At 59.8% G+C, this 25514-nt stretch carries 24 protein-coding genes; 13 read left to right on the top strand and 11 right to left on the bottom strand.

What is annotated here, in order from left to right; all coding sequences use genetic code 11:
- Positions 1–256: 256 nt before the first annotated feature.
- From ACMYUN_RS12955 to ACMYUN_RS12925, 7 genes are all read left to right on the top strand, one after another.
- The gene (locus ACMYUN_RS12955; RefSeq protein WP_016772126.1) at positions 257–1921 is read left to right on the top strand and encodes an OFA family MFS transporter; all 1665 of its coding nucleotides are present in this window, start codon (positions 257–259) and stop codon (positions 1919–1921) included.
- 270 nt (positions 1922–2191) lie between these two features.
- Positions 2192–2785, top strand: a complete 594-nt coding sequence (gene hisB / locus ACMYUN_RS12950) for an imidazoleglycerol-phosphate dehydratase HisB (protein ID WP_016772125.1) — start codon at positions 2192–2194, stop codon at positions 2783–2785.
- Positions 2785–3423: an imidazole glycerol phosphate synthase subunit HisH gene (gene hisH, locus ACMYUN_RS12945; protein WP_039756584.1), complete on the top strand. Its 639-nt coding sequence runs from the start codon at positions 2785–2787 to the stop codon at positions 3421–3423. The genes hisB and hisH overlap by 1 nt, the downstream gene beginning before the upstream one ends.
- Complete coding sequence (locus tag ACMYUN_RS12940; protein ID WP_011332018.1) at positions 3424–3684, top strand: DUF2164 domain-containing protein; 261 nt, start codon at positions 3424–3426, stop codon at positions 3682–3684.
- A gap of 103 nt (positions 3685–3787) precedes the next feature.
- The gene (gene hisA / locus ACMYUN_RS12935) at positions 3788–4528 is read left to right on the top strand and encodes a 1-(5-phosphoribosyl)-5-[(5-phosphoribosylamino)methylideneamino]imidazole-4-carboxamide isomerase (protein ID WP_415763900.1); all 741 of its coding nucleotides are present in this window, start codon (positions 3788–3790) and stop codon (positions 4526–4528) included.
- Positions 4529–4635: 107 nt separating this feature from the next.
- Positions 4636–5406 (top strand): imidazole glycerol phosphate synthase subunit HisF, encoded by a 771-nt coding sequence (hisF, locus tag ACMYUN_RS12930; RefSeq protein WP_415763899.1) that lies wholly within the window; start codon positions 4636–4638, stop codon positions 5404–5406.
- A 73-nt stretch (positions 5407–5479) separates the two neighbouring features.
- On the top strand, positions 5480–6235 hold the full coding sequence (locus ACMYUN_RS12925) for a substrate-binding periplasmic protein (protein ID WP_415763898.1): 756 nt from the start codon (positions 5480–5482) through the stop codon (positions 6233–6235).
- On the opposite strand, the gene ACMYUN_RS12920 is transcribed toward ACMYUN_RS12925, so the two are convergent.
- From ACMYUN_RS12920 to gpmI, 5 genes are all read right to left on the bottom strand, one after another.
- The gene (locus ACMYUN_RS12920; RefSeq protein WP_415763897.1) at positions 6216–7592 is read right to left on the bottom strand and encodes a Vps62-related protein; all 1377 of its coding nucleotides are present in this window, start codon (positions 7590–7592) and stop codon (positions 6216–6218) included. The two genes, ACMYUN_RS12925 and ACMYUN_RS12920, sit on opposite strands and share 20 nt — an antisense overlap.
- A gap of 120 nt (positions 7593–7712) precedes the next feature.
- Positions 7713–8489, bottom strand: coding sequence for a divergent polysaccharide deacetylase family protein (locus ACMYUN_RS12915; RefSeq protein ID WP_415763896.1), 777 nt, complete (start codon positions 8487–8489; stop codon positions 7713–7715).
- 2 nt (positions 8490–8491) lie between these two features.
- Positions 8492–9811, bottom strand: coding sequence for a S41 family peptidase (locus tag ACMYUN_RS12910; RefSeq protein ID WP_129998304.1), 1320 nt, complete (start codon positions 9809–9811; stop codon positions 8492–8494).
- Between the two features lie 31 nt (positions 9812–9842).
- A complete protein-coding gene (locus ACMYUN_RS12905; RefSeq protein ID WP_206421216.1) occupies positions 9843–11129 on the bottom strand; it encodes a murein hydrolase activator EnvC family protein in 1287 nt (428 codons plus the stop codon).
- A gap of 217 nt (positions 11130–11346) precedes the next feature.
- Complete coding sequence (gpmI, locus tag ACMYUN_RS12900; protein ID WP_415763895.1) at positions 11347–12876, bottom strand: 2,3-bisphosphoglycerate-independent phosphoglycerate mutase; 1530 nt, start codon at positions 12874–12876, stop codon at positions 11347–11349.
- A 153-nt stretch (positions 12877–13029) separates the two neighbouring features.
- Between gpmI and ACMYUN_RS12895 the strand changes: the two genes are divergently transcribed.
- The 3 genes from ACMYUN_RS12895 to secB are packed head-to-tail and all read left to right on the top strand — an operon-like array spanning position 13030 to position 14242.
- Positions 13030–13443 carry a rhodanese-like domain-containing protein gene (locus tag ACMYUN_RS12895; RefSeq protein WP_016772116.1) on the top strand — a complete coding sequence of 138 codons (414 nt, stop codon included), beginning with the start codon at positions 13030–13032 and terminating at the stop codon, positions 13441–13443.
- A gap of 1 nt (position 13444) precedes the next feature.
- On the top strand, positions 13445–13699 hold the full coding sequence (gene grxC, locus ACMYUN_RS12890) for a glutaredoxin 3 (protein WP_039756592.1): 255 nt from the start codon (positions 13445–13447) through the stop codon (positions 13697–13699).
- Positions 13700–13756: 57 nt separating this feature from the next.
- Positions 13757–14242, top strand: a complete 486-nt coding sequence (gene secB, locus ACMYUN_RS12885) for a protein-export chaperone SecB (protein WP_016772114.1) — start codon at positions 13757–13759, stop codon at positions 14240–14242.
- Positions 14243–14338: 96 nt separating this feature from the next.
- Here secB and ACMYUN_RS12880 read toward each other — a convergent pair whose 3' ends face one another.
- Positions 14339–14794: a tRNA (cytidine(34)-2'-O)-methyltransferase gene (locus tag ACMYUN_RS12880; RefSeq protein ID WP_016772113.1), complete on the bottom strand. Its 456-nt coding sequence runs from the start codon at positions 14792–14794 to the stop codon at positions 14339–14341.
- Here ACMYUN_RS12880 and ACMYUN_RS12875 point away from each other — a divergent pair.
- A complete protein-coding gene (locus ACMYUN_RS12875) occupies positions 14793–15233 on the top strand; it encodes a hypothetical protein (RefSeq protein ID WP_415763894.1) in 441 nt (146 codons plus the stop codon). The two genes, ACMYUN_RS12880 and ACMYUN_RS12875, sit on opposite strands and share 2 nt — an antisense overlap.
- Before the next feature lie 182 nt (positions 15234–15415).
- Positions 15416–17416, top strand: coding sequence for a leucine-rich repeat domain-containing protein (locus ACMYUN_RS12870; RefSeq protein WP_415763893.1), 2001 nt, complete (start codon positions 15416–15418; stop codon positions 17414–17416).
- A 614-nt stretch (positions 17417–18030) separates the two neighbouring features.
- Here the strand turns inward: ACMYUN_RS12870 and ntrC are convergent.
- From ntrC to glnA, 5 genes are all read right to left on the bottom strand, one after another.
- Positions 18031–19467 (bottom strand): nitrogen regulation protein NR(I), encoded by a 1437-nt coding sequence (gene ntrC / locus ACMYUN_RS12865; RefSeq protein ID WP_039756597.1) that lies wholly within the window; start codon positions 19465–19467, stop codon positions 18031–18033.
- Complete coding sequence (glnL, locus tag ACMYUN_RS12860) at positions 19464–20549, bottom strand: nitrogen regulation protein NR(II) (RefSeq protein ID WP_039756599.1); 1086 nt, start codon at positions 20547–20549, stop codon at positions 19464–19466. Before glnL ends, ntrC begins: the two co-directional genes overlap by 4 nt.
- A 230-nt stretch (positions 20550–20779) precedes the next feature.
- Positions 20780–21367 carry a DUF4124 domain-containing protein gene (locus ACMYUN_RS12855; protein ID WP_415763892.1) on the bottom strand — a complete coding sequence of 196 codons (588 nt, stop codon included), beginning with the start codon at positions 21365–21367 and terminating at the stop codon, positions 20780–20782.
- A gap of 32 nt (positions 21368–21399) precedes the next feature.
- Positions 21400–21912, bottom strand: coding sequence for a DUF4124 domain-containing protein (locus tag ACMYUN_RS12850; RefSeq protein WP_415763891.1), 513 nt, complete (start codon positions 21910–21912; stop codon positions 21400–21402).
- Between the two features lie 277 nt (positions 21913–22189).
- Complete coding sequence (gene glnA, locus ACMYUN_RS12845; protein WP_016772104.1) at positions 22190–23596, bottom strand: type I glutamate--ammonia ligase; 1407 nt, start codon at positions 23594–23596, stop codon at positions 22190–22192.
- 327 nt (positions 23597–23923) lie between these two features.
- Here glnA and thiI point away from each other — a divergent pair, with 327 nt between their 5' ends.
- A complete protein-coding gene (gene thiI, locus ACMYUN_RS12840) occupies positions 23924–25378 on the top strand; it encodes a tRNA uracil 4-sulfurtransferase ThiI (protein WP_415763890.1) in 1455 nt (484 codons plus the stop codon).
- Positions 25379–25514: the final 136 nt, after the last annotated feature.

Genomic DNA, 25514 nt, shown 5'->3' with positions numbered 1-25514 from the left:
CAAACGTCGTGGTGCCTTTGCAGACGCGGGGTTCGCGGCTTCCCGAGTCGTACGAGAACAGATGACTTGAAAAAAGGTGATATCAGTTTGGTTTTTCTGTCACCTGAGAATGGTAACCTTCGCCAGTTCGTCCGCCCGTCTGCGACTTAACGTCGCGCCTTCAAGGAGCTTCACCTAAAAAACGGTCATGCCTGCGTGCATAAGGCCGAGGGTGAGCAGTGGCTGGCGAACCATACTAACAATTGGGGGATACACAATGAGCACGAGCATCACGGCGGACGGCCTCAAAGCCGACCAGCCTGCGTTCCTGTCCAAGGAACGCATCATCGCCAAGCCCGGTTTCAACCGCTGGCTGGTTCCACCGGCCGCTTTGGCCATTCACCTGTGCATCGGCATGGCCTACGGCTTCTCGGTGTTCTGGTTGCCGCTGTCCAAGGCACTCGGCGTTACCGCGCCGGTGGCTTGCGCGCCGGACATGAGCTTCATCGCACAGGTATTTTCGTCGAACTGCGACTGGCCGATCTCCATGCTCGGCTGGATCTACACGCTGTTCTTCATCTTCCTCGGCTGCTCGGCAGCGATCTGGGGCGGCTGGCTGGAACACGCCGGTCCACGCAAGGCTGGCGTTGTATCGGCCTTGTGCTGGTGTGGCGGTCTGCTGATTTCCGCGCTGGGTATCTATACCCACCAGATCTGGCTGATGTGGATCGGCTCCGGCGTGATCGGCGGTATCGGTCTGGGCCTGGGCTATATCTCGCCGGTGTCGACCCTGATCAAATGGTTCCCGGACAAGCGCGGTATGGCGACCGGCATGGCGATCATGGGCTTCGGTGGCGGCGCGATGGTCGGCGCACCATTGGCGACTGCACTGATGAGCCACTTCGCTTCGCCGGAAGGCGTGGGCGTATGGCAGAGCTTTGTGGCCATGGCGGCCATTTACTTCGTGTTCATGATCGGTGGCGCACTGTCCTACCGCGTGCCGCCAACCGGCTGGAAACCTGAAGGCTGGACCGCTCCGGCGAAGAAAGCTTCCAACGCGATGATCACCAACCGTCACGTTCACGTGAATGTAGCGTGGAAAACTCCGCAATTCCGTCTGGTATGGCTGGTGCTGTGCCTGAACGTGTCGGCGGGTATCGGTATCCTCGGCATGGCTTCGCCACTGTTGCAGGAAGTGTTCGGCGGCAAACTGCTGGGCGTCGATGTGCCGTTCGGTCAACTCGACGCTGGCCAACTGGCCTCGATCGCGGCAATCGCAGCGGGCTTCACCGGTCTGCTGAGCCTGTTCAACATCGGTGGTCGCTTCTTCTGGGCCTCGTTCTCGGACTACCTGGGCCGCAAGAACACCTACTTCGTGTTCTTCGCGCTGGGTTTTGCCCTGTACGCGCTGATTCCGAACATGGGCCATCTGGGCAACGTTGCGCTGTTCGTGGCGGCGTTCTGCATCATCCTGTCGATGTACGGCGGTGGTTTCGCCACCGTTCCGGCGTATCTGGCCGACCTGTTCGGCACGCAGATGGTTGGCGCGATCCACGGTCGTCTGCTGACTGCCTGGGCTGCTGCCGGCGTGCTCGGTCCGGTGCTGGTGAACTACCTGCGTGAATATCAGTTGAGCATCGGCGTTGAACGCGCCGCTGCTTACGACATCACTCTGTACATCCTCGCCGGCCTGCTGGTGCTGGGCTTCCTGTGCAACCTGATGGTGCGCCCGGTGGCCGACAAGTACTTCATGACCGACGCCGAACTGGCTGCCGAACAGGCGCTGGGCCACGACAAGGGTGCCGATGCCAGCACCGTTCTGGAGTGGAAAGCGGCGCCGGGCACCAAGCCTCTGGCGATCGCGGCATGGCTGGTGGTGGGTATTCCGTTGGCGTGGGGTGTGTGGGTGACCCTGCAGAAGACGGCGGTACTGTTTCACTAAGGTCATTTACATTTGATCGTTCCCACGCTCTGCGTGGGAATGCCTCCCGTGACGCTCTGCGTCACATTTGAAGCGAACGCGGAGCGTCCGGGGCTGCACTCCCACGCAGGGCGTGGGAGCGATCATCATCCCTTCTCGCTTGTATGGACATGTCTACCCGCGACAGCCGGGCGTTCTATCCGTCAGGCATCTCACCTCTCGTGTTTCTGTTTGCCTCCTGCGTGCCTATAATGGCTGCCTTTTTCGCCCAATGATTTTGCGGAGCTGGTGATGGCCGAACGTAAGGCGTCTGTCGAGCGCGACACTCTGGAAACCCAGATCAAAGCCTCGATCAACCTTGATGGCACCGGAAAGGCCCGATTCGATATCGGTGTACCTTTTCTTGAGCACATGCTGGATCAGATCGCCCGTCACGGGTTGATCGACCTGGATATCGAATGCAAGGGCGATCTGCATATCGACGACCACCATACGGTGGAAGACGTCGGTATCACCCTCGGCCAGGCCTTTGCCAAAGCCATCGGCGACAAGAAAGGCATCCGTCGCTACGGCCATGCCTACGTGCCGCTCGATGAAGCACTGTCGCGTGTGGTAATCGATTTCTCCGGTCGCCCGGGCCTGCAGATGCACGTGCCGTACACCCGTGCCACCGTCGGCGGTTTCGACGTTGACCTGTTCCAAGAGTTTTTCCAGGGCTTCGTCAACCACGCGCTGGTCAGCGTGCACATCGACAACCTGCGCGGCACCAACACTCACCACCAGATCGAAACCGTGTTCAAGGCTTTCGGCCGCGCGCTGCGCATGGCCGTCGAGCTGGACGAACGCATGGCCGGGCAAATGCCGTCGACCAAAGGCGTTCTGTAATGCAGACGGTTGCAGTTATCGACTACGGCATGGGCAACCTGCACTCGGTTGCCAAAGCGCTTGAGCACGTCGGCGCCGGCAAGGTGCTGATTACCAGCGACGCGAACGTGATTCGCGAAGCCGACCGCGTGGTCTTCCCGGGCGTTGGCGCGATTCGCGATTGCATGGCGGAGATCCGTCGCCTCGGCTTCGATTCGCTGGTCCGTGAGGTCAGCCAGGATCGGCCGTTCCTCGGCATCTGCGTCGGCATGCAAGCCTTGCTCGACAGCAGCGAAGAGAACGAAGGCGTTGACTGCATCGGCCTGTTTCCGGGCGCGGTGAAGTTCTTCGGCAAGGATCTGCACGAAGACGGCGAGCACCTGAAAGTCCCGCACATGGGCTGGAACGAGGTGAAGCAGACCATCAGTCACCCGCTGTGGCATGACATCCCGGATCTGGCGCGATTCTACTTCGTGCACAGCTACTACATCGCCGCCGCCAATGCGCGGCAGGTGGTGGGCAGCGGTCATTACGGCGTCGACTTCGCCGCAGCGCTGGCCGATGGCTCGCGTTTCGCCGTGCAGTTCCACCCGGAGAAAAGCCATACCCACGGCCTGCAATTGCTGCAGAACTTCGCTGCGTGGGACGGTCGCTGGTAAATGGCTGTCAAGAAGTCCAAACCGCCGATTCTGACCCTCACTCCCGAGCAGGAGAGCGAGGCCAATCGCAAGATTCAGCGGTTCATGGAAGACCGTTTCGAACTGGATCTGGGTTCGTTCGAGGCGGCGGAAATTCTTGAGCTGTTTACCCGCGAAATTGCTCCGCACTATTACAACAGGGCGATTTTCGATGTGCAGACCCACCTCAAGGAGCGGTTTGAAAGCATCGAAAGCGACCTGTGGGCGCTCGAAAAAAATTAAGAGCAGCGGCAAGCGTCAAGCTGCAAGCTGCAAGAGATAGACGCGCGTGCGCGCTTGCAGCTTATGGCTTGCAGCTTGCCGCTCTTTTGACGAAGGAAAAAGCATGCTGATTATCCCCGCTATCGATCTCAAGGACGGTGCCTGCGTACGTCTGCGCCAGGGCCGCATGGAAGATTCCACGGTGTTCTCCGATGACCCGGTGCGCATGGCTGCCAAGTGGGTGGAGGGCGGTTGCCGTCGTCTGCATCTGGTCGACCTGAACGGCGCGTTCGAAGGCCAGCCGGTCAACGGCGAAGTGGTCACCGCGATCGCCAAGCGCTACCCGACCCTGCCGATCCAGATCGGTGGCGGCATCCGTTCGCTGGAAACCATCGAGCATTACGTCAAGGCGGGCGTGAGCTACGTGATCATCGGCACCAAAGCCGTGAAAGATCCGGCGTTCGTTGCTGAAGCCTGCCGTGCGTTTCCGGGCAAGATCATTGTCGGCCTGGATGCGAAAGACGGTTTCGTCGCCACCGACGGTTGGGCTGAGATCAGCACCGTGCAGGTCATTGACCTGGCCAAGCAGTTCGAAGCCGACGGCGTGTCCTCGATCGTTTATACCGACATCGCCAAAGACGGCATGATGCAGGGCTGCAACGTACCGTTCACCGCTGCGCTGGCCGCTGCCACCAGGATTCCGGTGATCGCTTCCGGCGGCATCCATAACCTGGGTGACATCAAGTCGCTGCTCGACGCCAAGGCACCGGGCATCATCGGCGCGATCACGGGCCGCGCGATCTATGAGGGCACTTTGGATGTTGCAGAGGCTCAAGCTTTTTGTGATGGCTACGCGGCCAGATAAAAGCAGCTTCAAGTTACAAGCTGCGAGCTGCAAGTTAGAAGCGCGACCGCAATCCGCCCTTTCTTGCAGCTTGAAGCTTGAAGCTTCTTAATCGGAGATTAAGTCTTATGGCGTTAGCCAAGCGCATCATCCCTTGCCTGGACGTGGACAACGGCCGGGTCGTCAAAGGTGTGAAGTTCGAGAACATCCGCGACGCCGGTGACCCGGTGGAAATCGCCCGTCGCTACGACGAGCAGGGCGCCGACGAGATTACCTTTCTCGACATCACCGCCAGCGTCGATGGCCGTGACACCACGCTGCATACCGTCGAGCGCATGGCCAGCCAGGTGTTCATTCCGCTGACCGTCGGCGGTGGCGTGCGTACCGTGCAGGACATCCGCAATCTGCTCAATGCCGGCGCAGACAAGGTGTCGATCAACACCGCTGCGGTGTTCAACCCGGAGTTCGTTGGCGAAGCCGCGCAGCATTTCGGCTCGCAGTGCATCGTCGTCGCCATCGACGCCAAGAGAGTCTCCGGCCCCGGCGAAACCCCGCGCTGGGAAATCTTCACCCACGGCGGGCGCAAGCCAACCGGCCTCGACGCGGTCGAGTGGGCGAAGAAAATGGAAGGCCTCGGTGCCGGCGAGATCCTGCTGACCAGCATGGATCAGGACGGCATGAAAAACGGCTTTGACCTCGGCGTGACCCGCGCCATCAGCGACGCGCTGGGCATTCCGGTGATCGCTTCCGGTGGCGTCGGCAATTTGCAGCATCTGGCCGACGGCATTCTCGAAGGCCATGCCAGTGCGGTGCTGGCGGCAAGTATTTTCCACTTCGGCGAATACACCGTGCAGGAAGCCAAGGCCTACATGTCGCATCGCGGCATCGTCATGCGCTAAAGCGTACAGGCCAGTGGACAGCATGGCGCGCCCAAGGCACTCTTGGGCACGCCATGGATTCCGGTAGCCCGACATGATCAAACGCCTGCTTGTTGTTCTCGCCAGCGCCTCATTGTTGTTGATCAGCAATGCTCGCGCCGAAAACGGTCCCGACACCGACCTGGTGCTGCTTACCGAAAACTTCCCGCCGTACAACATGGCGAAGAACGGCAAGAATTTCGCCCAGGGCGACAACATCAACGGCATTGCCACTGACATCGTTCGCGAGATGTTCCAGCGCGCCGGCCTCACTTACAGCCTGACCCTGCGTTTCCCCTGGGAGCGTGTCTACAAACTCGCCCTGGAAAATCCCGGTTACGGCGCCTTCGTCATGGCGCGCCTGCCCGATCGCGAAAGACTGTTCAAATGGGTCGGCCCGATCGGCCCGGATGACTGGATCCTGCTGGCCAAGGCTGACAGCAAGATCACACTTGACACCCTCAACGACGCGCGCAAATACAAGATCGGCGCCTACAAAGGGGATGCGATTGCCGAGACACTCACCAAGCAAGGCCTCAAACCGGTAGTAGTGCTGCGCGATCAGGACAACGCTAAAAAGCTGCTCAATGGCCAGATCGATCTGTGGGCCACGGGTGATCCTGCCGGCCGTTATCTGGCGCGGCAGGATGGCGTGACCGGCCTGAAGACCGTGCTGCGCTTCAACAGCGCCGAGTTGTACCTGGCGCTGAACAAGGATGTTTCCGATGACGTCGTCGCCAGGCTGCAGACCGCGCTGGATCAGATGCGCAAGGAAGGCGTGGTCGATGAAATCATGGCGCGCTATCTGTAACCACATCCAGACCAGGCGCTTGCAGCGCTTCCACGCTGCTGCTGTCGATGCCTGGCTCAGCGGGGATGGCCGTCTTCAGCGATGGACACGAGTCGACTGACTCGATGGTTTGTGGCGGGTATTGCGTCAGCAGAACGCTGGAGTCGTCGGTATAGCCGAAATCGACCGCCACTTGAGTACCGTCTTCCCTCACCAGTTCGTAATGGCTTTGCATCTGATAGACCGCTACGGCTGATTGCTTTGGCACCATGGCAATCACGACCTGCGGTCGCAGCTCGTGCCAGCCGTTGGAAGACGCTTCAGTGTGGGTCAGGGCCTTCGGCAGGCAAGCCGAGAATCTGGTCATGCGGATGTCGCTCAGAGGCGCGGATGGCCAGGCTTTTACAATTTCCATCGCGGTGAAGCTATGGAACATCCGCATCGTCACGGCGCTCTGCGCGCGCGGCGCAGTCCATTTTGTCGCGCGGTATGCGTCCGACTCATTGCGCTCATAACCGATGAGCACGTATTCGTCGGTCCTTTTGAGTGCGTAGTAAGGTGAGTTGCGAAACTGTTCACCGGGATGCGCATGATCTCTCACCGCGAACCAGGGCAGGCGGGCAACATGTGTGACCGTGGCGGGTTCGCTTTCGGCTGGCTTGGCATATCCACCGAGAACCGGAGCCTGCGGTGGTTCGCTCAGTTGCACAGGGATCTGCATGCGCAACGCGTACGCCGATGAAGGTGCCGCAGGCTTGCTGTAGCCCTGAATGCCGGCGAATGTGCCCGCTGCAAACAGGATATCGCCTGCTGCCGCAGTCGGCGGTTCGATGGCGTAGGCACTGAAACTCATTTTGGCGCCGCTACCTTTGTCATTCCAGATCAACTCGCCGAGGTTCGCCGCAACGACGAGGTCGACCCTGACGCAACGCACTGAGTTGAGCGAAGGTTTGCAATGATCGGTGGTGCAGACTTGCCCCAAGGCGACGTAACCGACAGGTGCCAAAGGGCGCCAGATCGACAGGCGCGCAACATTGGGCGCCCCGGTTTCTTTCCAGACCAGTTCAAAATCGACAGGGCGCGCCAGTGCCTTGCCTCTGGCGTTGTCTAGTCCTTTCAAATCCCTCTCGCAGACCACGGCCGCGACTACTTCGCCGTTGATATTGGCATCGCCGGGGATCAGCACATCGCCCAGCGGGAAATAGCCCGGCAGTGCATCCGGAGCGGGGGCAGGGCGCCAGAAGGTGGCGGTTTTCGCTTTCGAGCCGTTGCTGCTCCAGACCCGATTGAACTCCATGGTGAAGTTGATCAGCAGGTTGTCCTGGATGATCGGTTCCATTTGCCGTGGCAGCGCGGCGATATTTTTTTCGATAGTCATGATGATTCCTGATAGTTGAAAGGCGACGCGCGAGGGCGTCGCGACCTGTTGCAGGTCGCACTATCGGAAACGGGGACGGTTATCGGGTGGTAACTATGTATGTGCCAGCGTCACAGGGTTTTACCGGTAAACGCCGTCCTTGCCATGCCCGGCCATGGCGCGATTGCTGCGCACGCTGATCATCTGCCGGATATCGATCCAGTCGATGCCCTGCGCTTTTAGCTTGGGTAATTCGCGCTCCAGCACCGCGAGGGTCTGCGGGTACGGATGGCCGATCATCACCGCTGAACCCTGTTTGTGCGCCAGGGCGATCGCGGTCTGCAACTGAGTGGCAATGGCCGCTTCGGTGCGCTCATCATCAAGAAACACGTCCCGGGAAACGCTGGCCAGGTCGATTTTCTGCGCCTGCTGCGCTGCGACGGTCTGCGCGCTGGTGCGGCTGTCGACGAAGAACTTGTGCCGACGCTGCAATTCGCCCATCAACCACGCCATCGCCGCCGGCTGCGCGGTCATGCGGCTGCCCATGTGATTGTTGATGCCGGAAGTGAACGGTACCTTTTCGAACGCGGCATTCAGGCGTTTCTGCAGCTCTTCGATGGGCAGATCGGGGTGCCAGGCGTACGGCCCGGTGGCCGGGTCCATCGGCATGTGCAGGATGACGATCTTGCCGGCGCGATGGGCTTCGCGGGCAAACTCGCTGGCGTGGGGGGTATCGGGCATGATCGCCGCCGTGACCGGGCCGGGCAGGGCGAGCACGCGACGATCCCGGGGCAGGTTCTGCCCCAGGTCATCGATGATCAATGTCAGGTAGGCTTTGTGCGGCGAAGAGCTGGCGGGCTCTGCTTGGGCAAAACCCGCCAGACAGCACAACAGGACGCAGAGTGCGCGGAGCAACATCCTCAGCGGCCGGAGGTGATGCTCAGGCCTTTGAGCAGGCTCAGGGCTTGGGCCAACTGGTAATCGTCATCCTGCGGCATCGCTTTGGCCTTGCCGCCGGAACCGCTCGGTTTGTCGGCGCCGCCGTTGCCGTTGCCCAAATGACCTTGCAGATCGGCTTCCTTGAAGTATTCGCTGTCGGCTTCGTTGGTGATCTTGGCGCGGCGCACTTCGATGTCCGGCACGATGCCCTGGGCCTGGATCGAGCGGCCGTTCGGCGTGAAATACAGCGCGGTGGTGATCTTCAGCGCGCGGTCGTTGTTCAGCGGCAGCACGGTCTGCACCGAGCCCTTGCCGAAACTGGTGGTGCCCATGACCACGGCGCGTTTCTGGTCCTGCAGGGCGCCGGCAACGATTTCCGAAGCCGAGGCACTGCCACCGTTGATCAGCACGACCATCGGCACCGCTTCGCTTTCGTCCTTGCCGGTGGCGGAGAAGCGCAATTCGGAGTTGGCAATGCGGCCCTTGGTGTAAACGATCAGACCTTTGGTGATGAAATGGTCGACCACTTCCACCGCCGATTGCAGCACGCCACCCGGGTTGTTGCGCAGGTCGAGAATGATGCCGTTGAGCTTCTTGCCGTTGTCCTTGCGCAGCTTGGTCAGCGCCTTGGAGACTTCTTCGCCGGTCTTGACCTGGAACTGGGTGATGCGGATATAGCCGTAGCCCGATTCCAGCAGCTGCGCTTTGACGCTCTTGACCTGAATCACTGCACGGGCCAGGGTCACGTCGAATGGCGTGCCACCATCGCGAACCAGGGTCAGGGTGATTTTCTGGCCGATTTTGCCGCGCATCTTGTCGACGGCTTCGGTCATGGTCTGGCCGCGGGTTGGCTGGCCGTTGATCTTGACGATGAAGTCGCCGGCCTGGATGCCAGCCTTCGAGGCCGGGGTGTCGTCGATCGGTGAGACAACCTTGATGAAGCCGTCTTCGGCGCCGACTTCGATGCCCAGGCCGCCGAACTCACCGCTGGTGCTTTCCTGCAGTTCGGTAAAGTCTTCCGGGCCGAGGTAGGCCGAATGCGGATCGAGGTTGCTGAGCATGCCCTTGATCGCGTTTTCCAGCAGGGTCTTATCGTCCACAGGCTCGACGTACGCGGCTTTGATCCGGTCCATGACCTCGGCGAAGGTGCGCAGCTCTTCCAGCGGCAGCGGCGCCTTGGCGGTCGCGGCAGTGCCTGCCGGAGCGACAGTCGGGGCCGGTTGCGCGGCGAACGCCAGAGGCGCGCCGATCACCAGAGCGATCGTCAGGGCCAGCGAGGTAAGGCGGGACAAATGCAGCATGTCGAACGAACTCCTGAATTAGATGGTGCGCTTATCCTTGCGCACGACACCATTGCGCCGGATCACTCGGGTGACCCTGCTGACGAATTGCGAAATACAGCGCTGGTGTGTCCTGGCCGCCACTGTTACCTACAGTGGAAATCGACTCGCCAGCCTTGACCACATCACCCGCCGACTTGAGCAGCGTCTGGTTGTGACCGTAAAGACTCAGAAAACCGTTGCCGTGATCGAGGATCACCAGCAACCCGGCACCGCGCAGCCAATCGGCAAATACCACGCGCCCACCGTGTACGGCGTGCACCTGGCTGCCGGCGGAGGCGCTGATCATCACACCATCCCACTTGGTGCGGGCGTCGTCGCCACGGCTTTCACCGAAGCGTGCGAGTAATCGACCATCAACCGGCCACGGAAGTTTTCCCCGGGTTGCAGCAAAAGGCCCGCCAAAGGTTTCGCCGCTGCTCGATACCAGCGCGCCGGGGCTTGATCTGGCGGGTTTTCGTGGGGCGTCGCTGTTGTCAGCCTGCGCCTCACGCAAACGCTTTTTTTCCGCTTCCTGCTGGGCGATCAGCGCTTTCTGCCGCGCTTCTTCTGCCTCACGAGCCTGGCGCGCCAGGGTTTCTTCGATGGTTTTAAGGACTTTAGACAGGTCTGCCTGATCCTGCTCGCGGGCGGCCAGCTTTTGATCGCGGGCTTTCACGTCGTCATTTAGCTTGGCGAGAACCTGCTGGCGTTCCTTGCGGACCTTCTCGAGTGCTTCGCGCTGAGTGTCGAGGTCGCTTTTCTGCACCAGCAACTGCGCCTGCTGCAGGCCAATGTCTTTTTCGACATTGGCCAGTTGGCGCAGGGTTTCGTTGAAGTTCTTCAACTGCTCCAGGCGGGCCTGGCTCAGGTAGTCGTAATAGGTGAGAGTGCGGGCAAATTTCTCGGGGTTCTGTTGATTGAGCAGCAGCTTGAGGTATTCCTGGCGACCGTTTTGGTAAGCCGCACGGGCCTGAATGGCGATCAGTCGCTGCTGTTCAGTGCGCGCGCTCTGGAGTTTTTTTTTCTCTGCATCGAGCCGCTGCAGCTCGGATTCGCTTTTCTGCAATTCTTTCTGCAGCGCGTCGACCTGCTTCTGCAGCTTGCCCATCTCGGTTTCGGTGCCCTTGAGCTCTTTCTGCACGCCGGACTTTTCTTCCTGCAGCTTGCCCAAGAGTTTTTTCAGCTCGGCGATATCCTGGCGCGTGGCCTCCAACTGCTGTTGGGTTTGCGCGCGCTCGTCGGCGAAGGCCGGCTGGAGCAGACAGGTCAGAGCAAGGGCAATCAGGACGCGAAGCATAGGGGCGGGCGGCACCAGGGTAAGGGACGGCCTAGTATGCCCGCCCGAGGCTGCAAAAAAAACGCCCAATTGGGGCTGTGTGATAACTGGACAGAAAAACACCGCAAAACCATTGTGGGAGCGGGCTTGCTCGCGAAAGCGGTGTGTCAGGCGACATCGCTGTCGACTGATCCACCGTATTCGCGAGCAGGCTCGCTCCCACAGGGATTATCAGTGTTTATACGAGGATCGAAGTGCCAGTCATCTCCGCCGGTTTTTCCAGGCCCAGCAGCATCAGCATGGTCGGTGCCACGTCCGCCAGCACGCCGCCTTCGCGCACTTTCAGGTCGCGTTTGCCGACGTAGATGAACGGCACCGGCTCGGTGGTGTGCGCGGTATGCGCCTGACCGGTGGATTCGTCGGCCATTTGCTCGACGTTGCCGTGGTCGGCCGTGATCAGCGCTTCGCCACCGACCTTGTCCAGCGCCTCGACGATGCGACCGACGCAGGTGTCCAGGCACTCGACCGCCTTCACCGCCGCGTCGAATACGCCGCTATGGCCGACCATGTCGCCGTTGGCGTAGTTGACCACGATCACGTCGTAGCGCTGGTTTTCGATGGCGTCGACGATGCGGTCGGTGACTTCCGGCGCGCTCATTTCCGGCTGCAGGTCATAGGTAGCGACTTTCGGCGACGGGATGAGGATGCGCTCTTCGCCCGAGAACGGTTCTTCGCGACCGCCGGAGAAGAAGAAGGTCACGTGGGCATACTTCTCGGTTTCAGCGATGCGCAGCTGGGTCTTGCCGTTTTTCGCCAGGTAATCACCGAGGACGTTTTCCAGGCTGCCGGCGGCGAAGGCCGACGGTGCCGGAATGCTTGCGGCATACTGGGTCAGCATGACGAAACCGGCCAGTTTTGGCTGGCGGGCGCGCGCGAATTCCTTGAAATCGTCTTCGACGAACACCCGGGTCAGCTCGCGAGCGCGGTCGGCACGGAAGTTCATGAACACCACGGCATCGCCGTCCTCGACTTTTACCGGCTCGCCGATGGAGGTGGCTTTGACGAACTCGTCGCTTTCGCCACGGGCGTAGGCAGCTTCAAGACCTTCCTGAGCGGTGGCGGCGTTGAATTCGCCGTTGCCGTCGACGATCAGGTTGTAGGCCTGGGCGACACGATCCCAGCGGTTGTCACGGTCCATGGCGAAGTAGCGGCCGATGATGCTGGCGATCCGGCCTTTGCCCAAGGCCTGGAAAGTTGCATCGAGCAGTTCGATCGACGAAGCAGCGCTTTTTGGCGGTGTGTCGCGGCCGTCGAGGAAGGCGTGCAGGTAGATTTTTTCGGCGCCGCGCTTGAAGGCCAGTTCGGCCATGGCGATCAGGTGATCCTGGTGGCTGTGCACGCCGCCATCGGACAGCAGGCCCATGAAGTGCACGGCTTTGCCGGCGGCCACGGCTTTATCGACAGCGGCGCAGATGGTCGGGTTTTCGAAGAATTCGCCGTCGCGGATCGCTTTGGTCACACGGGTGAAGTCCTGATACACCACGCGCCCGGCGCCGAGGTTCATGTGGCCGACTTCGGAGTTGCCCATCTGCCCGTCCGGCAGGCCGACGTCCATGCCGCTGCCCGAAATCAAGCCGTTCGGCACCGTGGCCCACAGACGATCCAGCACAGGTTTCTTCGCCGCGAACACGGCATTGGATTCGGGGCTGTCGCTGTGACCGAAGCCGTCGAGAATCATCAGGACCAAAGGTTTGGGCGTAGTCGTCATGGAATCCACTCGTGGCTGATAAAGAAGAGGGCGATGGAAAACGGAGTTGGAGTTTAAAGCGAAGTTCCGACCGCGTCACCGCCGGACGGGGTTTGGCCGACCATAGTGGCTGTGTATACTGGCCGACATTTTAACGCCCTGGAACCTCCTTCGATGGTTGCTCACCTGATTGAATTTGCCACTAACCACTACATTCTTGTCGGTATCTTCGTCGTACTGCTGGCTCTGTTGCTGGCGCACACGATGCAGGGCGGCGGTAAAAGCCTGAGCACTGGCGAACTGACCGCACTGGTCAATAAAGATGCAGGCGTGGTGGTGGACATCCGTCCGGCCAAGGATTATGCCGCTGGCCACATCGTTGGCGCGGTGAACATACCGCAAGATAAACTGGCTGCCCGCGTCGGCGAGCTGGAAAAGCACAAGGCCAAGACCATCATTCTGGTCGATGCCCTTGGCCAGACCGCCGGCACCCACGCCCGCGAGCTGATGAAATCCGGCTTCACCGCGGCCAAGCTGTCCGGCGGGATTTCCAGCTGGAAAGGCGACAACCTGCCGTTGGTGAAGTGATATGAGCGACGTCATCGTCTATTCCAGCGATTACTGCCCTTACTGCTCGCGCGCCAAGCATCTGCTCGCCAGCAAAGGCGTGGCCTTCGAAGAGATCAAGGTCGATGGCAAGCCGCAGCTGCGTGCCGAAATGACCAAAAAGGCCGGACGCACCTCCGTGCCGCAGATCTGGATCGGCGCAAAGCACATCGGCGGTTGTGATGATTTATACGCCCTGGAGCGCGCCGGCAAACTCGACGCGCTGCTCAAGGGCTGAACGGCTGCACCCACGTACAGCACTCCCTAAAAGACCCAAGATCGATAAGGATCTGAGATGACTGACCAACAGAACACTGCAGCCAGCGAAGAAGAAACCGCACCGCAATTTTCCTTGCAGCGCATCTATGTACGCGACCTGTCCTTCGAAGCCCCGAAAAGCCCGGCGATCTTCCGCCAGCAGTGGGACCCGGCGGTCGGTCTGGATCTGAACACTCGCCAGAAAGCGCTGGAAGGCGATTTCTACGAAGTGGTGCTGACCCTTTCTGTTACCGTGAAAAACGGTGAAGAAGTGGCCTTCATCGCTGAAGTGCAACAGGCCGGTATCTTCCTGATCAAGAACCTGGACGCGGCTTCGATGAGCCACACCCTGGGTGCGTTCTGCCCGAACATCCTGTTCCCGTACGCCCGCGAAACCCTGGACAGCCTGGTCACCCGTGGCTCGTTCCCAGCACTGATGCTGGCCCCGGTGAACTTCGATGCCCTGTACGCGCAAGAGCTGCAGCGCATGCAGGAAAGCGGCGAGACCCCGACCGTTCAATAAAGGCTCGGATACGCATCGCGGGCAAGCCCGCTCCCACAGGTTTTGCACATTCCTGTGGGAGCGGGCTTGCCCGCGATTGTTTTGGTCAGGCGAAAACTATTTGAAGTCGTTCTGCCGCCACGCTTCGTACACGGCGACCGCCACGGTGTTGGACAGATTCAGGCTGCGGCAGCCTTCGCGCATCGGCAGGCGCAGGCGCTGTTCGGCGGGCAGGGCGTCGAGCACGTCCGCTGGCAGGCCACGGCTTTCCGGGCCGAACAGAAACGCATCGCCGGGCACGAATGCGGCATCATGAAACGGCCGTGAACCTTTGGTAGTGAAGGCGAATACCCGCGGGTTGCCCAGACTCTCAAGACAACTGGCCAGATCAGCGTGACGCTGCAGCGTGGCATATTCGTGGTAGTCGAGACCGGCGCGACGCAAGCGCTTGTCGTCCATCTCGAAACCCAGCGGCTCGATCAAATGCAGGTGGCAGCCACTATTGGCGCACAGCCTGATAACGTTGCCGGTGTTCGGCGGAATTTCTGGTTGAAAAAGGATGACGTGAAACATGCACGGCTCCGAAGGTAAAGACGAGCGGCATTCTACGCCGCCTGTGGACAACCGTTCGAAACTATTCCCGCGAGTGATCGGTTCGCTGGCCATCGTCGGAATGATGATCGGCCTGATGATCGGTCGACTGACCACGCCGGATCCGAGCGTGCTGGAGCGCGTCGAGGTCACCGACGGCGGTTTGGTGGTGTGGTTCAACAACGAGCCGAAGCTGCATGGCGAGATTATCGACGGCACCATCGCATTGCTGTTTCAGGCGCAAGGTCGGCCGCAAAAGGGCCAGCTCAAGCTCGACGGCAGGGATGTGAACTGGCGCACGCGCAAGAGTGACGGCGGGTTGTTGCTGACGGTGCTGGCGGCGCGGCCGTTGCAGGGTGACTGGATCGGCAGCGAGGTCGATGACCGCTGGCGGCTGGAAGTTCGATTGCGAGAGCAATGATCTGAACTTCATCGTTACCTCCGACGTTTTTTAACGGCATTTCCCACCGCTGCCGTTGACCTTTCCCACCCCCAGCCACCGCAAGCGCGCGTTATCGTCCGCTCTCACGCTCAAACGGCAGGATGCCGACCACAAGCTGCCCTTGCGCACCTGCAGGGGGAAGCTCTTCAAGGATGAAAAACATGCCGGTCAAACCACCCCGCGGCGGCAGTAGCCGCGTTGATATCGATACACCAGCCAGCCCTGCTCGACCGACGGACCTGGACACCGCATTGGTGGATTTACCAGGCCGTCGTGGCTTCGAGATGGGCGCTTCGCTCGATCCTTTGCTGCGCCCAGCTCCGTCATCCATTGGTGCCGATATCGAAGCCGTCTCGCCGTCGCATACCGTAGTGGTTCACGCGGCTCCCCTTGATGCACGGCCGATTGCTCCGGACGTGTCGCTTGCTGCCTATGTCACTGACGGTCGCGCAATACGTGCGCCAGTCAACAATGAAGGTCTTCGGGTTATTAACAAACGCACTTACGCTGACCTGCAAATCGGCGGCATGGCTATGGTTGCTGCTGATCCGCATACCGGACTGTACCGGGCCCGTCGACCAAGCGAGTTGCTGCCTTCAGGTCCGGTGCTGCTGCGCGACGCCGCCAGCGGTCTCTGGCACCCTCGCCTGGTTGTTGAACAGGCGACCCGAGCTCAGGTGAAAAAATATCTGCCAGAAGCGACCGATCAGCAGGCGGACGACTTCATTGCTCTGATCGGCGACAAAGATATTGCAGACGTGGAGCTCAGGCGCGTTCAGATCGGGTTTTCCGAGTTGGACAGCAAGATCAAGCGCTGGGACGTTATGGTGGATAGAATTCACCACAACTATAAACCGTTTGAAACCGTGCAAGCCAAGCTGCGGCGACTGTACAAGTGGCTGGGTGAGCCTGATGAACGTGTCTACCGCAACGGGCGTATGACGGGGTTCAAACTCCAGCTCGATCTCAATTCCTATCTTGTTCGTGAGCTTGCGACAGGTCAGTTCAACTCTATTTCCGACCTTACGATAATATTGCGCTGGGGATGGGATGATCTAGACACCTTCCTGGCTCAGTTTCCCAATGTTGAATCATTGAAGCTTGCGTCGCACAACGGGCCGACTTCCGTGGGTAGCGGATTCAGGGGGAAATACTTCCCGGACGTAGTCACGTCGCGCACGGCCGCGCAATTCAAGAACTTTGCCCGATTGCGAGAGCTCGATTTGCAAGAATGTTCCTTACCGTCTGATTTTTCAGTAATGGGCATGAACGAATTGCGCGTACTTAAGCTCGGCAGCTCTTATAAAGATCGAGATCTTTCGGCTTTGGTCGGTCAACTGTCCGATTTGCGACGTTTGCAGGTACTTGAGTTGCAGCGGAATATCTTGGGAGCCGCGCCTGATGTCTCCGGCATGGCCGATCTGCAATATCTCGATCTGACAGGGACCCAGATATCCAGGCCGCCTGCCGGGCTTGGCGACGGTGGGCCCAAGCATCTGGAAGTATTGAAGCTTGGTAGCAACCCTCTTCAGGTTGTGCCTTCAGTCAAAACTCTGACCGCGTTGCAGGAGCTGGATCTTTCCAATGCAAGGTTAGACGCATTTCCGGAGGGCATCACCGACGAGATTCCCGGCAAAGTGTTGAATCTTGCGAACAATCGAATTACATCGATCCCGGAATCCGTAGAACTCAGAGCAGGCTTCAATCTCAGCGGCAACCCCATCACTGACCCGGCTTCCCTCCGGCGTCTGATACATGCGCGTATAAAAACAGGCGCCGACATCTGGCTGGGAGAGCAGAGTACTGATAGGTCGGCAAACCTGTGGCTACGAAATGTGCCGCCCTCGAAATTATCCGAAAAACTGAAACTCTGGGACAGTTTGGACGGAGCAGGAAGTGAAGTGATCAATGGGATTCGGAAGCTGAGTCGTACGCCTGAGTTTCACGTTGAGTACCCGCTTCTGCAGCGGCGGGTCTGGTGGTTTATCGAGGTCTACGTCAAAGCTGACGCCAGCGAACAGGCAAGGATGACAGGCATTCTGACCAATGAACTTAGCCCCGGAAAAATGCTGGACAGGCTTGAAGCACAAATACGGGAATATGACTCGGGGCGGCAAAACCAGCCCCTGCACCATTTGCCCAAACGTCCAAAGATTAATTAGCGCCGGGCTGAACGCCGCGGCTGGCGGTGTAAAAGCGGGAATCCCTGACCTGCCTGTATCAGGGTTCCCAAAAGTGTGGGCTTCGCGTATCGCGTCGGCCCGGTATAAAGAGGGAACCCCCGGCCTGCCTGTACCAAGGATCCCAAAAGGTTGGGCTCGCCGCGTTGCGCTGTGAGCCCGATGTAAAGAGGGGAATCCCCGGCCTGCCTGTACCAAGGTCCCCGAAACGGGTGGTGAAACGAATCACCTGTCATAGTTATTGCAGGCGGCGTGCCAGGTTTTAATCTGCTGAGACAAAAAAACGCTTTGGGAACGCGAAAGCCCCGGGACTCGGGGCTTTCGCGTTTTTGAATAAAGGGTTTGTCAGTGTTTTGAGGAGTGATTGTGGCGATACGGCTGTGCGCGATCGCGGGTCATTGTGCATTGATGCAGTGCACGTAGCCCTCACCCTGACCCTCTCCCAGAGGGAGAGGGGACTGACCGAGTTGCCCGGTCAAGCTACGCCGACCTGAGATACCGAGCCGAACTCAGGCCTCGAAACCACCCGAGATCGGCTCCCTTCCCCCTCTCACTGGGTGAGGGGGATCGATCCTGTGCACGACAATCCTTAAGGGTTAACCCTCTTCCCCCTCCTCATCATCCCCACCATCCACCTTCATCCCCAGTTCCTTGATCTTGCGCGTCAGGGTGTTCCGCCCCCAACCCAACAGAACGGCAGCATCTCGACGGCGCCCGGCGGTGTGCTTCAACGCCGTCTCGATCATGATCCGCTCGAACGCCGGCACCGCGCTGTCGAGCAGGCTCGACTGGCCGCGGGCCAGAGCCTGATCGGCCCATTGGCGCAAGGCCTGCTCCCAGTTGGTCACGGGCGCCGAATCCTGCGGCAGGTTGAGCAGCTCTGGCGGCAGGTCACTGATGTGCACTTCACGGCCGGAGGCCATCACGGTGATCCAGCGGCAAGTGTTTTCCAGCTGGCGCACGTTGCCCGGCCATGGCAGGTTTTTCAGGTATTCCTCGGTCTCGCTTTTCAGCAGCTTCGGCTCCACCGCCAGTTCCTGCGCGGCGCGGCTGAGGAAATGCCGGGCCAGAGTCGGGATGTCTTCGCGACGATCCGACAGGCGTGGAATGTGGATGCGAATCACGTTGAGGCGGTGGAACAAGTCCTCACGGAATTTGCCGGCGTGGACGAGTGTTTCGAGATTCTGGTGGGTCGCGGCGATGATGCGCACGTCCACTTTGACCGGCACATGGCCGCCGACGCGGTAGAACTCACCGTCAGCCAGCACGCGCAACAGGCGGGTCTGGGTGTCCGCCGGCATGTCGCCGATTTCATCGAGGAACAGCGTGCCGCCGTCGGCCTGTTCGAAGCGCCCGCGGCGCAGGTTTGCCGCACCGGTGAACGCGCCTTTCTCGTGGCCGAACAGTTCCGATTCCATCAGATCCTTGGGAATCGCCGCCATGTTCAACGCAATGAACGGCGAAGCCGCGCGTGGGCTATGGCGGTGCAGGGCGTGGGCGACGAGTTCTTTACCGGTGCCGGATTCGCCGTTGATCAGCACGGTGATGTTGGAGTGGCTCAGGCGGCCGATAGCGCGAAACACCTCCTGCATCGCCGGCGCTTCGCCGATGATTTCCGGCGTGCGGGTCAGGGCTGGCACAACTTCCAGGCCTTGCTGCTCCTGCGCATGTTGATTGGCCCGCTTGACCAGCGAAACGGCTTCGTCGACATCGAAAGGTTTGGGCAGATATTCGAACGCGCCGCCCTGATAGGAGGCGACAGCGCTGTCCAGATCGGAGTGAGCGGTCATGATGATGACCGGCAGCCGTGGGTGCTGTTCGCGAATCCGCGCCAGCAGATCCAGACCACTGGCACCGGGCATGCGGATATCGGAAATGATCACGTCCGGCTGCTGCCGGGCCAGACGACTCATCACGCCGTCGGCGCTGTCGAAGCTCTGGGTGGTCATGCCTTCCTGTTGCAAGGCCTTTTCCAGGACCCAACGGATAGAACGGTCGTCATCGACGATCCACACGGTTTCACTACGGCTCATGTCGATGTGGCTCCTTGTTCCAGTGGCAGGAAGATCGAGAAGGTGGTGTGGCCTGGATGGCTCTCACACTCGATCAGGCCCTGGTGCTGACTGATGATGTTCTGGGTAATGGCCAGGCCCAGCCCGGTACCGTCCGGGCGACCACTGACCATCGGAAAGAAAATGGTTTCCTGCAGTTCCGCCGGGATGCCCGGGCCGTTGTCGATGATCTCGATCTTGGTCACCAGACGATGGCGGATGTGGCCGATGGTGAACTGGCGCATCGCGCGGGTGCGCAGGCTGATGCGGCCCAGACGCAGCTCGTTCTGGCTGCTGATCGCCTGCATCGCGTTACGCACGATGTTCAGCACCGCCTGAATCATTTGTTCGCGGTCGATCAATACGTCGGGAATGCTCGGATCGTAATCGCGCACCAGAGTGATGCAGCCCTGGCTTTCGGCTTCCACCAGTTGGCAGACGCGTTCGAGGACTTCGTGAACGTTGCACATGGCCAGCGAGGGCAATTTGTTCGAGCCGAGCATGCGATCGACCAGATTACGCAGGCGATCGGCCTCTTCAATGATCACATTGGTGTAATCGCGCAGGCTTTCCTCCGGCAGCTCGCGCGCCAGCAGCTGCGCGGCACCACGGATGCCGCCGAGAGGATTCTTGATTTCGTGGGCGAGGCCGCGCACCAGCATTTTGCTGGTTTCCTGCTTGGACAGCTGCGCCTCTTCCTTGGTGATCCGCAGCAGGCGGTCACGCGGGTGCACTTCGAGCAAGAGCAAGGTCGCGCCGTTGCTCAGAATCGGCGTGACCGCGTAATCCACAGTCAGGGTCTGGCCGGTGAGGGCGGTGAGCATTGCTTCGCGCTTGGTGAACGGGTGCGCCTGCTCAACCGCCTGGCGCAGGGAATTGAGCGCCTCGGGAGACTCGGTGAACAGCTCACTGATGAACTGGCCATGGCTGCGCTGACCGCTGACGGCCAGCAACATTTCCGCCGCCGGGTTCATGTACTCCAGACGCAGTTCGGCGTCGAGCAGGATGGTCGCCGTGGTCAGGTTGTCGAGCAGCAAACGGTGAATAGCGTCGCTTATGGTCATCTGGACCCCTTTTGGAGCAAGGCGTGCGCGAGAACAAAGCGCTGATGTCGGGAAAATGCAAAAACCAAACCAAGGCTCCGAAAAGAAGCGCTTGAGCCCTGAAACAGGCGTTTGACGCGCGTTTGTATGGCACGAAGCCAGCTCAAACGGGAAGTTTCGAACCAAAATGGGTTGGGTTGTGGGCGAGATGCAGTTTAGTGCACCAATAGAGTGCGAATGCCTGGAAGACGTTAAAAGAAGCGCAGAAATGGATTTTTCGGTTCTTCAGGTTTGTCCTTGAGCGGGCATTCCGGGCGCACGCCATAGTCGTCGGCGACACAGGGTTTGGCCTGACGTTTCTGCGCCAGGGAAATGCGCAGCATGTGGAACGGCTGATTGGCGGTGCGTTCCACGGTGCGCCCGTCGGCATCGAGGATTTCGATCGAAAGGCTGTGGCTGCCGCGATCAATGTTGCTCAGTGCAAATACCGGGCTGACGCCGGGCTCGCCAGTGGCCTTGCCATCCAGCAGCAGGCGATAACGATGGCCGCTTTGCAGGCCGGGCTCGCTGGTGACACTGACGATCAGCTCGCCGGCGCTGCTGCGCAGGGTGGCATCAGGCTCTGGGATCAGAATGCGCAGCATGTCGTAATGAAAGGGCGCTGGTTCGGCGGATTTTTTCGCCGTGGTGAGCGGCGCTGCGGTGTTGGCAGGGACCGCCATGCGATTGCTCGTCGCGATCGGCACTCGCTTGGCGTTGGCGCGTGGCTGGTCGGTATAGACGCGGTTGCCTTGTGCGTCGATGTAGGTAAAGACCTCCGCCGAGGCGGACGTCGACATCAACACCAGGATGAGTGCCAGCCCCGCGCGAATCACGGCGTATGCACCCGTTGCACGGTGAAGACCGCTGGTGGGCTCTGCTGGATGACAGTCTGGCCATCGATCACTTGCACGGCCAGGCGATGCTCGCCGCGATCGATGTTGATCAATTGCAGAACCGGCACGTTGCTCGGCTGGCCATAAGGCTGGTCGTCGAGTAGCAGCCTTAATTGATGCGGCGGTTGCAGGCGCGGTTTGATCAGGACGTTGACCGTGAAGGTGCCGTTGTTGGCGCGCAGCGCCTCGTCAGTGGGCAGACCGGCGAGCTCGAGGACTTCATAGCCGTTGCGCGGTGGTTGCGGTTGTTCTGCGGTGGGTGCCTGCGGCGCACTCGGTGCTTGCGGCTCGACCCGGTTGAGGGGTGGCAACTCGAGCGGTTGCGCCTGTACGCCGTCCGGCGGCTGATTGCTGTAAGCCGTGTTGCCGTTGGCATCGGTGTACTTGTAGATCTGCGCGGCGGCGGGCAGGGCGATCAGCAGCAGGATGTAGAGAAGCGTGCGACCCATGAAATCGACCGGGGTTGGAAACGATGGGTAGCAGCATAGGACAGGTGGGGCGGTTGGCCCAACTGGCGACACATTCAAAGATCATTCAGACACCACAGATCGCCTGTGGGAGCGAGCCTGCTCGCGAAGGCGTCGTATCAGTCACCATCATCTTCAATGCCTCACCGCTTTCGCGAGCAGGCTCGCTCCCACAGGGTAAATGAACTGCGCCGGGCAATAAAAAAGGCCTCCCGAAGGAGGCCTCTTTTGTCACGCCGCTTTACGCAGCGCTACCGGATCAGCAGCTGTAGTACAGCTCATATTCCAGTGGGTGTACGAAGGTGCGAACCTTGATTTCTTCTTCCGATTTCAGCGCGATGTAAGCGTCGATGAAGTCGTCGGAGAACACGCCGCCCTTGGTCAGGAATGCGCGGCCCTTGTCCAGCTCTTCCAGGGCTTCTTTCAGGCTGCCGCAAACCTGCGGGATCTCTTTCGCCTCTTCAGGCGGCAGGTCGTACAGGTTCTTGTCGGCGGCGTCGCCTGGGTGGATCTTGTTCTGGATACCGTCCAGACCGGCCATCAGCAGTGCTGCGAAGGCCAGGTACGGGTTGGCAGCCGGATCCGGGAAGCGTGCTTCGATACGGCGGGCTTTCGGGCTCGACACGTATGGAATACGGATCGAAGCGGAACGGTTGCGCGCCGAGTAGGCCAGCATTACCGGCGCCTCGAAGCCTGGCACCAGACGCTTGTAGGAGTTGGTCGCCGGGTTGGTGAAGCCGTTCAGGGCCTTACCGTGTTTGATGATGCCGCCGATGAAATACAGAGCGGTATCGGACAGGCCGGCATAGCCTTCGCCAGCGAAGGTGTTCTTGCCGTCTTTCCAGATCGACATGTGTACGTGCATGCCCGAACCGTTGTCGCCGTACAGTGGCTTCGGCATGAAGGTCGCGGTGCGGCCGTAAGCGTCGGCAACGTTGTGCACAACGTATTTCAGGGTCTGAACTTCGTCGGCCTTCTTCACCAGGGTGTTGAACTTGACGCCGATTTCGTTCTGGCCGGCAGTTGCCACTTCGTGGTGGTGAACTTCAACCGACTGACCCATTTCTTCCAGTGCGTTGCACATGGCGGTACGGATTTCGTGGTCGTGGTCGAACGGTGGAACCGGGAAGTAGCCGCCTTTCACGCCTGGACGGTGACCCTTGTTGCCGCCTTCGATGTCCTGGTCGGACATCCACGAACCTTGCTCGGAGTAGATCTTGAACATCGAGCCGGAGATGTCCGACTTGAATTTCACCGAGTCAAAGATGAAGAACTCAGGCTCTGGACCGGCGAATACGGTGTCACCGATACCAGTGGCTTTCAGGTGCTCTTCGGCGCGCTTGGCGATCGCACGTGGGTCGCGATCGTAGCCTTGCATGCTCGAAGGTTCGATGATGTCGCAGACCAGAATCAGAGTTGGATCTTCGGTGAACGGATCGAGTACGGCCGTTTCGTCGACCGGCATCAGGATCATGTCGGAGGCTTCGATGCCTTTCCAGCCGGAGATGGAGGAACCGTCGAACATCTTGCCGACTTCGAAGAAGTCGTCATCCAGCGCATCGCGAGCCGGCATGGTCACGTGGTGCTGAGTGCCTTTGGTGTCCGTGAAGCGCAGATCAATCCACTTGACGTCATGATCTTTGATGAGTTGAACCGACTTCGACATAGTGTCCTCCGGGTGAATTAGGGCGGGTAGTGGATGCCCTTAATAATGGTGATGCCGGCGCGAATACTCTGCCAAGGCAACCTGCCTCACAAGGGAGCAAATTGCATGCCAGTGCCCCAGCATGGGTTTTTTGCCCCAAATTCACGCTTATTAAGGTGCGCAGGCCACTGAATCGACAAATCTCGCCCCGTAATGTTGCGTTTAATTCCAGAAATGACCTGTTTTGGTGCACGCAAAACCTTCTGCAGATTAACTGGTTAAACCTTGAGCAATTTCCGCTATAATCCGCGCCCCCCTTTTTCGGCTGGCCGTTCGCGCGCTGTTTTCATGAAACTAATCGTAAAAGTCTTCCCCGAGATCACCATCAAAAGCCGACCTGTCCGGACGAAATTCATCCGCCAGTTGGCCAAGAACATCCGCGCCGTGCTCCGTGACCTGGACCCGGCCGTGGTGGTGAACGGCGTGTGGGACAATCTCGAGCTGGAAACCCGTGTTACCGACCCCAAAGCCTTGAAAGAGATGGGCGAGCGCCTGACCTGCATGCCGGGCATCGCGCACTTTTTGCAAATCGACGAGTACCCGCTGGGCGACTTCGACGACATCACCGAGAAGTGCAAACAGCACTACGGCGATGCGCTGGCCGGGAAGATTTTCTCGGTGCGCTGCAAGCGTGCAGGCAAGCATGCCTTCAGCTCGATGGACGTGGAAAAATACGTCGGCAGCAAGCTGCGTCGCGAGTGCGGTGCGGCCGGAATCGACCTTAAAGCGCCGCAAATCGAAGTCCGTATCGAAGTTCGCGACAAACGGTTGTTCGTGATTCACAGCCAGCACAACGGCATCGGCGGCTACCCGCTGGGTGCGCTGGAGCAGACGCTGGTATTGATGTCCGGCGGCTTCGATTCGACCGTGGCGGCTTATCAGATCATGCGTCGCGGCCTGATGGCGCACTTCTGCTTCTTCAATCTCGGCGGGCGTGCCCACGAATTGGGCGTGATGGAAGTCGCGCACTTCATCTGGAAGAAGTACGGCAGCTCGCAACGCGTGCTATTTGTCAGTGTGCCGTTCGAGGAAGTGCTGGGCGAAATTCTCGGCAAAGTCGATAACAGTCATATGGGCGTGGTTTTGAAGCGTATGATGTTGCGCGCCTCGTCCGAGATCGCCGAACGCCTGCACATTGATGCGCTGGTCACCGGCGAAGCGATCTCCCAGGTGTCGAGCCAGACGCTGCCGAACCTGTCGGTGATCGACTGCGTGACCGACAAACTGGTGCTGCGCCCGCTGATCGTCGCGCACAAGCAGGACATCATCGACACCGCCAACGAGATCGGTACCGCCGATTTCGCCCGGCACATGCCGGAATATTGCGGTGTGATTTCGGTCAACCCCAAGACCGCAGCCAAGCGTGGCCGGGTTGAGCACGAAGAGAAAGAATTCGACATGGCGGTGCTCGAGCGTGCGCTCGCCAACGCCAAACTGGTGCCAATCGATCGGGTGATCGATGAATTGGGCCAGGACGTACAGATTGAAGAAGTCAGCGAGGCACTGGCCGGCCAGATCGTGATCGACATCCGTCACCCGGATGCCGCCGAGGATGAGCCGTTGGAACTCGCTGGCGTGGAAGTACAGACGATGCCGTTCTATGCAGTGAACGCTCGTTTCAAGGAACTGGACCCTACTCGCCAGTACCTGCTGTATTGCGACAAAGGCGTGATGAGTCGCCTGCATGCCCACCATTTGCTCAGTGAGGGGCATGCCAATGTGCGCGTTTATCGACCGAGCTAAGTGCCCGGGGCTGTTTGCCTGTGGCCTGCGTCACCGGCCCCCCGACACCGCCGTCAAGCTGTAACGGCCATGCCGGACACTACTGCTAATCGCTGCCATGACTTGTCAGCAAACCGAATCCTCTGATCGAGATACA

It is taken from the genome of Pseudomonas sp. CP4, assembly GCF_047758505.1.
Taxonomy (GTDB): Bacteria; Pseudomonadota; Gammaproteobacteria; order Pseudomonadales; family Pseudomonadaceae; genus Aquipseudomonas; species Aquipseudomonas fluorescens_AO.
The sequence above is the reverse complement of the archived record's forward strand: the minus strand, read 5'-3'. Positions and strand labels throughout refer to the sequence as shown.

Bases quoted from the DNA above. Each gene is read 5' to 3' on its own strand.
- ACMYUN_RS12870 (WP_415763893.1), top strand. From the start codon at position 15,416: ATGCCGGTCAAACCACCCCGCGGCGGCAGTAGCCGCGTTGATATCGAT.
- ACMYUN_RS12955 (WP_016772126.1), top strand. From the start codon at position 257: ATGAGCACGAGCATCACGGCGGACGGCCTCAAAGCCGACCAGCCTGCG.
- ACMYUN_RS12855 (WP_415763892.1), bottom strand. From the start codon at position 21,367: ATGTCGACGTCCGCCTCGGCGGAGGTCTTTACCTACATCGACGCACAA.
- ACMYUN_RS12910 (WP_129998304.1), bottom strand. From the start codon at position 9,811: ATGCTGCATTTGTCCCGCCTTACCTCGCTGGCCCTGACGATCGCTCTG.
- ACMYUN_RS12895 (WP_016772116.1), top strand. From the start codon at position 13,030: ATGGTTGCTCACCTGATTGAATTTGCCACTAACCACTACATTCTTGTC.
- glnA (WP_016772104.1), bottom strand. From the start codon at position 23,596: ATGTCGAAGTCGGTTCAACTCATCAAAGATCATGACGTCAAGTGGATT.
- ACMYUN_RS12905 (WP_206421216.1), bottom strand. From the start codon at position 11,129: ATGCTTCGCGTCCTGATTGCCCTTGCTCTGACCTGTCTGCTCCAGCCG.
- ACMYUN_RS12915 (WP_415763896.1), bottom strand. From the start codon at position 8,489: ATGTTGCTCCGCGCACTCTGCGTCCTGTTGTGCTGTCTGGCGGGTTTT.
- hisA (WP_415763900.1), top strand. From the start codon at position 3,788: ATGCTGATTATCCCCGCTATCGATCTCAAGGACGGTGCCTGCGTACGT.
- ACMYUN_RS12850 (WP_415763891.1), bottom strand. From the start codon at position 21,912: ATGGGTCGCACGCTTCTCTACATCCTGCTGCTGATCGCCCTGCCCGCC.
- hisF (WP_415763899.1), top strand. From the start codon at position 4,636: ATGGCGTTAGCCAAGCGCATCATCCCTTGCCTGGACGTGGACAACGGC.
- gpmI (WP_415763895.1), bottom strand. From the start codon at position 12,876: ATGACGACTACGCCCAAACCTTTGGTCCTGATGATTCTCGACGGCTTC.
- ACMYUN_RS12875 (WP_415763894.1), top strand. From the start codon at position 14,793: ATGCACGGCTCCGAAGGTAAAGACGAGCGGCATTCTACGCCGCCTGTG.
- secB (WP_016772114.1), top strand. From the start codon at position 13,757: ATGACTGACCAACAGAACACTGCAGCCAGCGAAGAAGAAACCGCACCG.
- glnL (WP_039756599.1), bottom strand. From the start codon at position 20,549: ATGACCATAAGCGACGCTATTCACCGTTTGCTGCTCGACAACCTGACC.
- ACMYUN_RS12940 (WP_011332018.1), top strand. From the start codon at position 3,424: ATGGCTGTCAAGAAGTCCAAACCGCCGATTCTGACCCTCACTCCCGAG.
- grxC (WP_039756592.1), top strand. From the start codon at position 13,445: ATGAGCGACGTCATCGTCTATTCCAGCGATTACTGCCCTTACTGCTCG.
- ntrC (WP_039756597.1), bottom strand. From the start codon at position 19,467: ATGAGCCGTAGTGAAACCGTGTGGATCGTCGATGACGACCGTTCTATC.
- ACMYUN_RS12880 (WP_016772113.1), bottom strand. From the start codon at position 14,794: ATGTTTCACGTCATCCTTTTTCAACCAGAAATTCCGCCGAACACCGGC.
- thiI (WP_415763890.1), top strand. From the start codon at position 23,924: ATGAAACTAATCGTAAAAGTCTTCCCCGAGATCACCATCAAAAGCCGA.
- hisB (WP_016772125.1), top strand. From the start codon at position 2,192: ATGGCCGAACGTAAGGCGTCTGTCGAGCGCGACACTCTGGAAACCCAG.
- ACMYUN_RS12920 (WP_415763897.1), bottom strand. From the start codon at position 7,592: ATGACTATCGAAAAAAATATCGCCGCGCTGCCACGGCAAATGGAACCG.
- hisH (WP_039756584.1), top strand. From the start codon at position 2,785: ATGCAGACGGTTGCAGTTATCGACTACGGCATGGGCAACCTGCACTCG.
- ACMYUN_RS12925 (WP_415763898.1), top strand. From the start codon at position 5,480: ATGATCAAACGCCTGCTTGTTGTTCTCGCCAGCGCCTCATTGTTGTTG.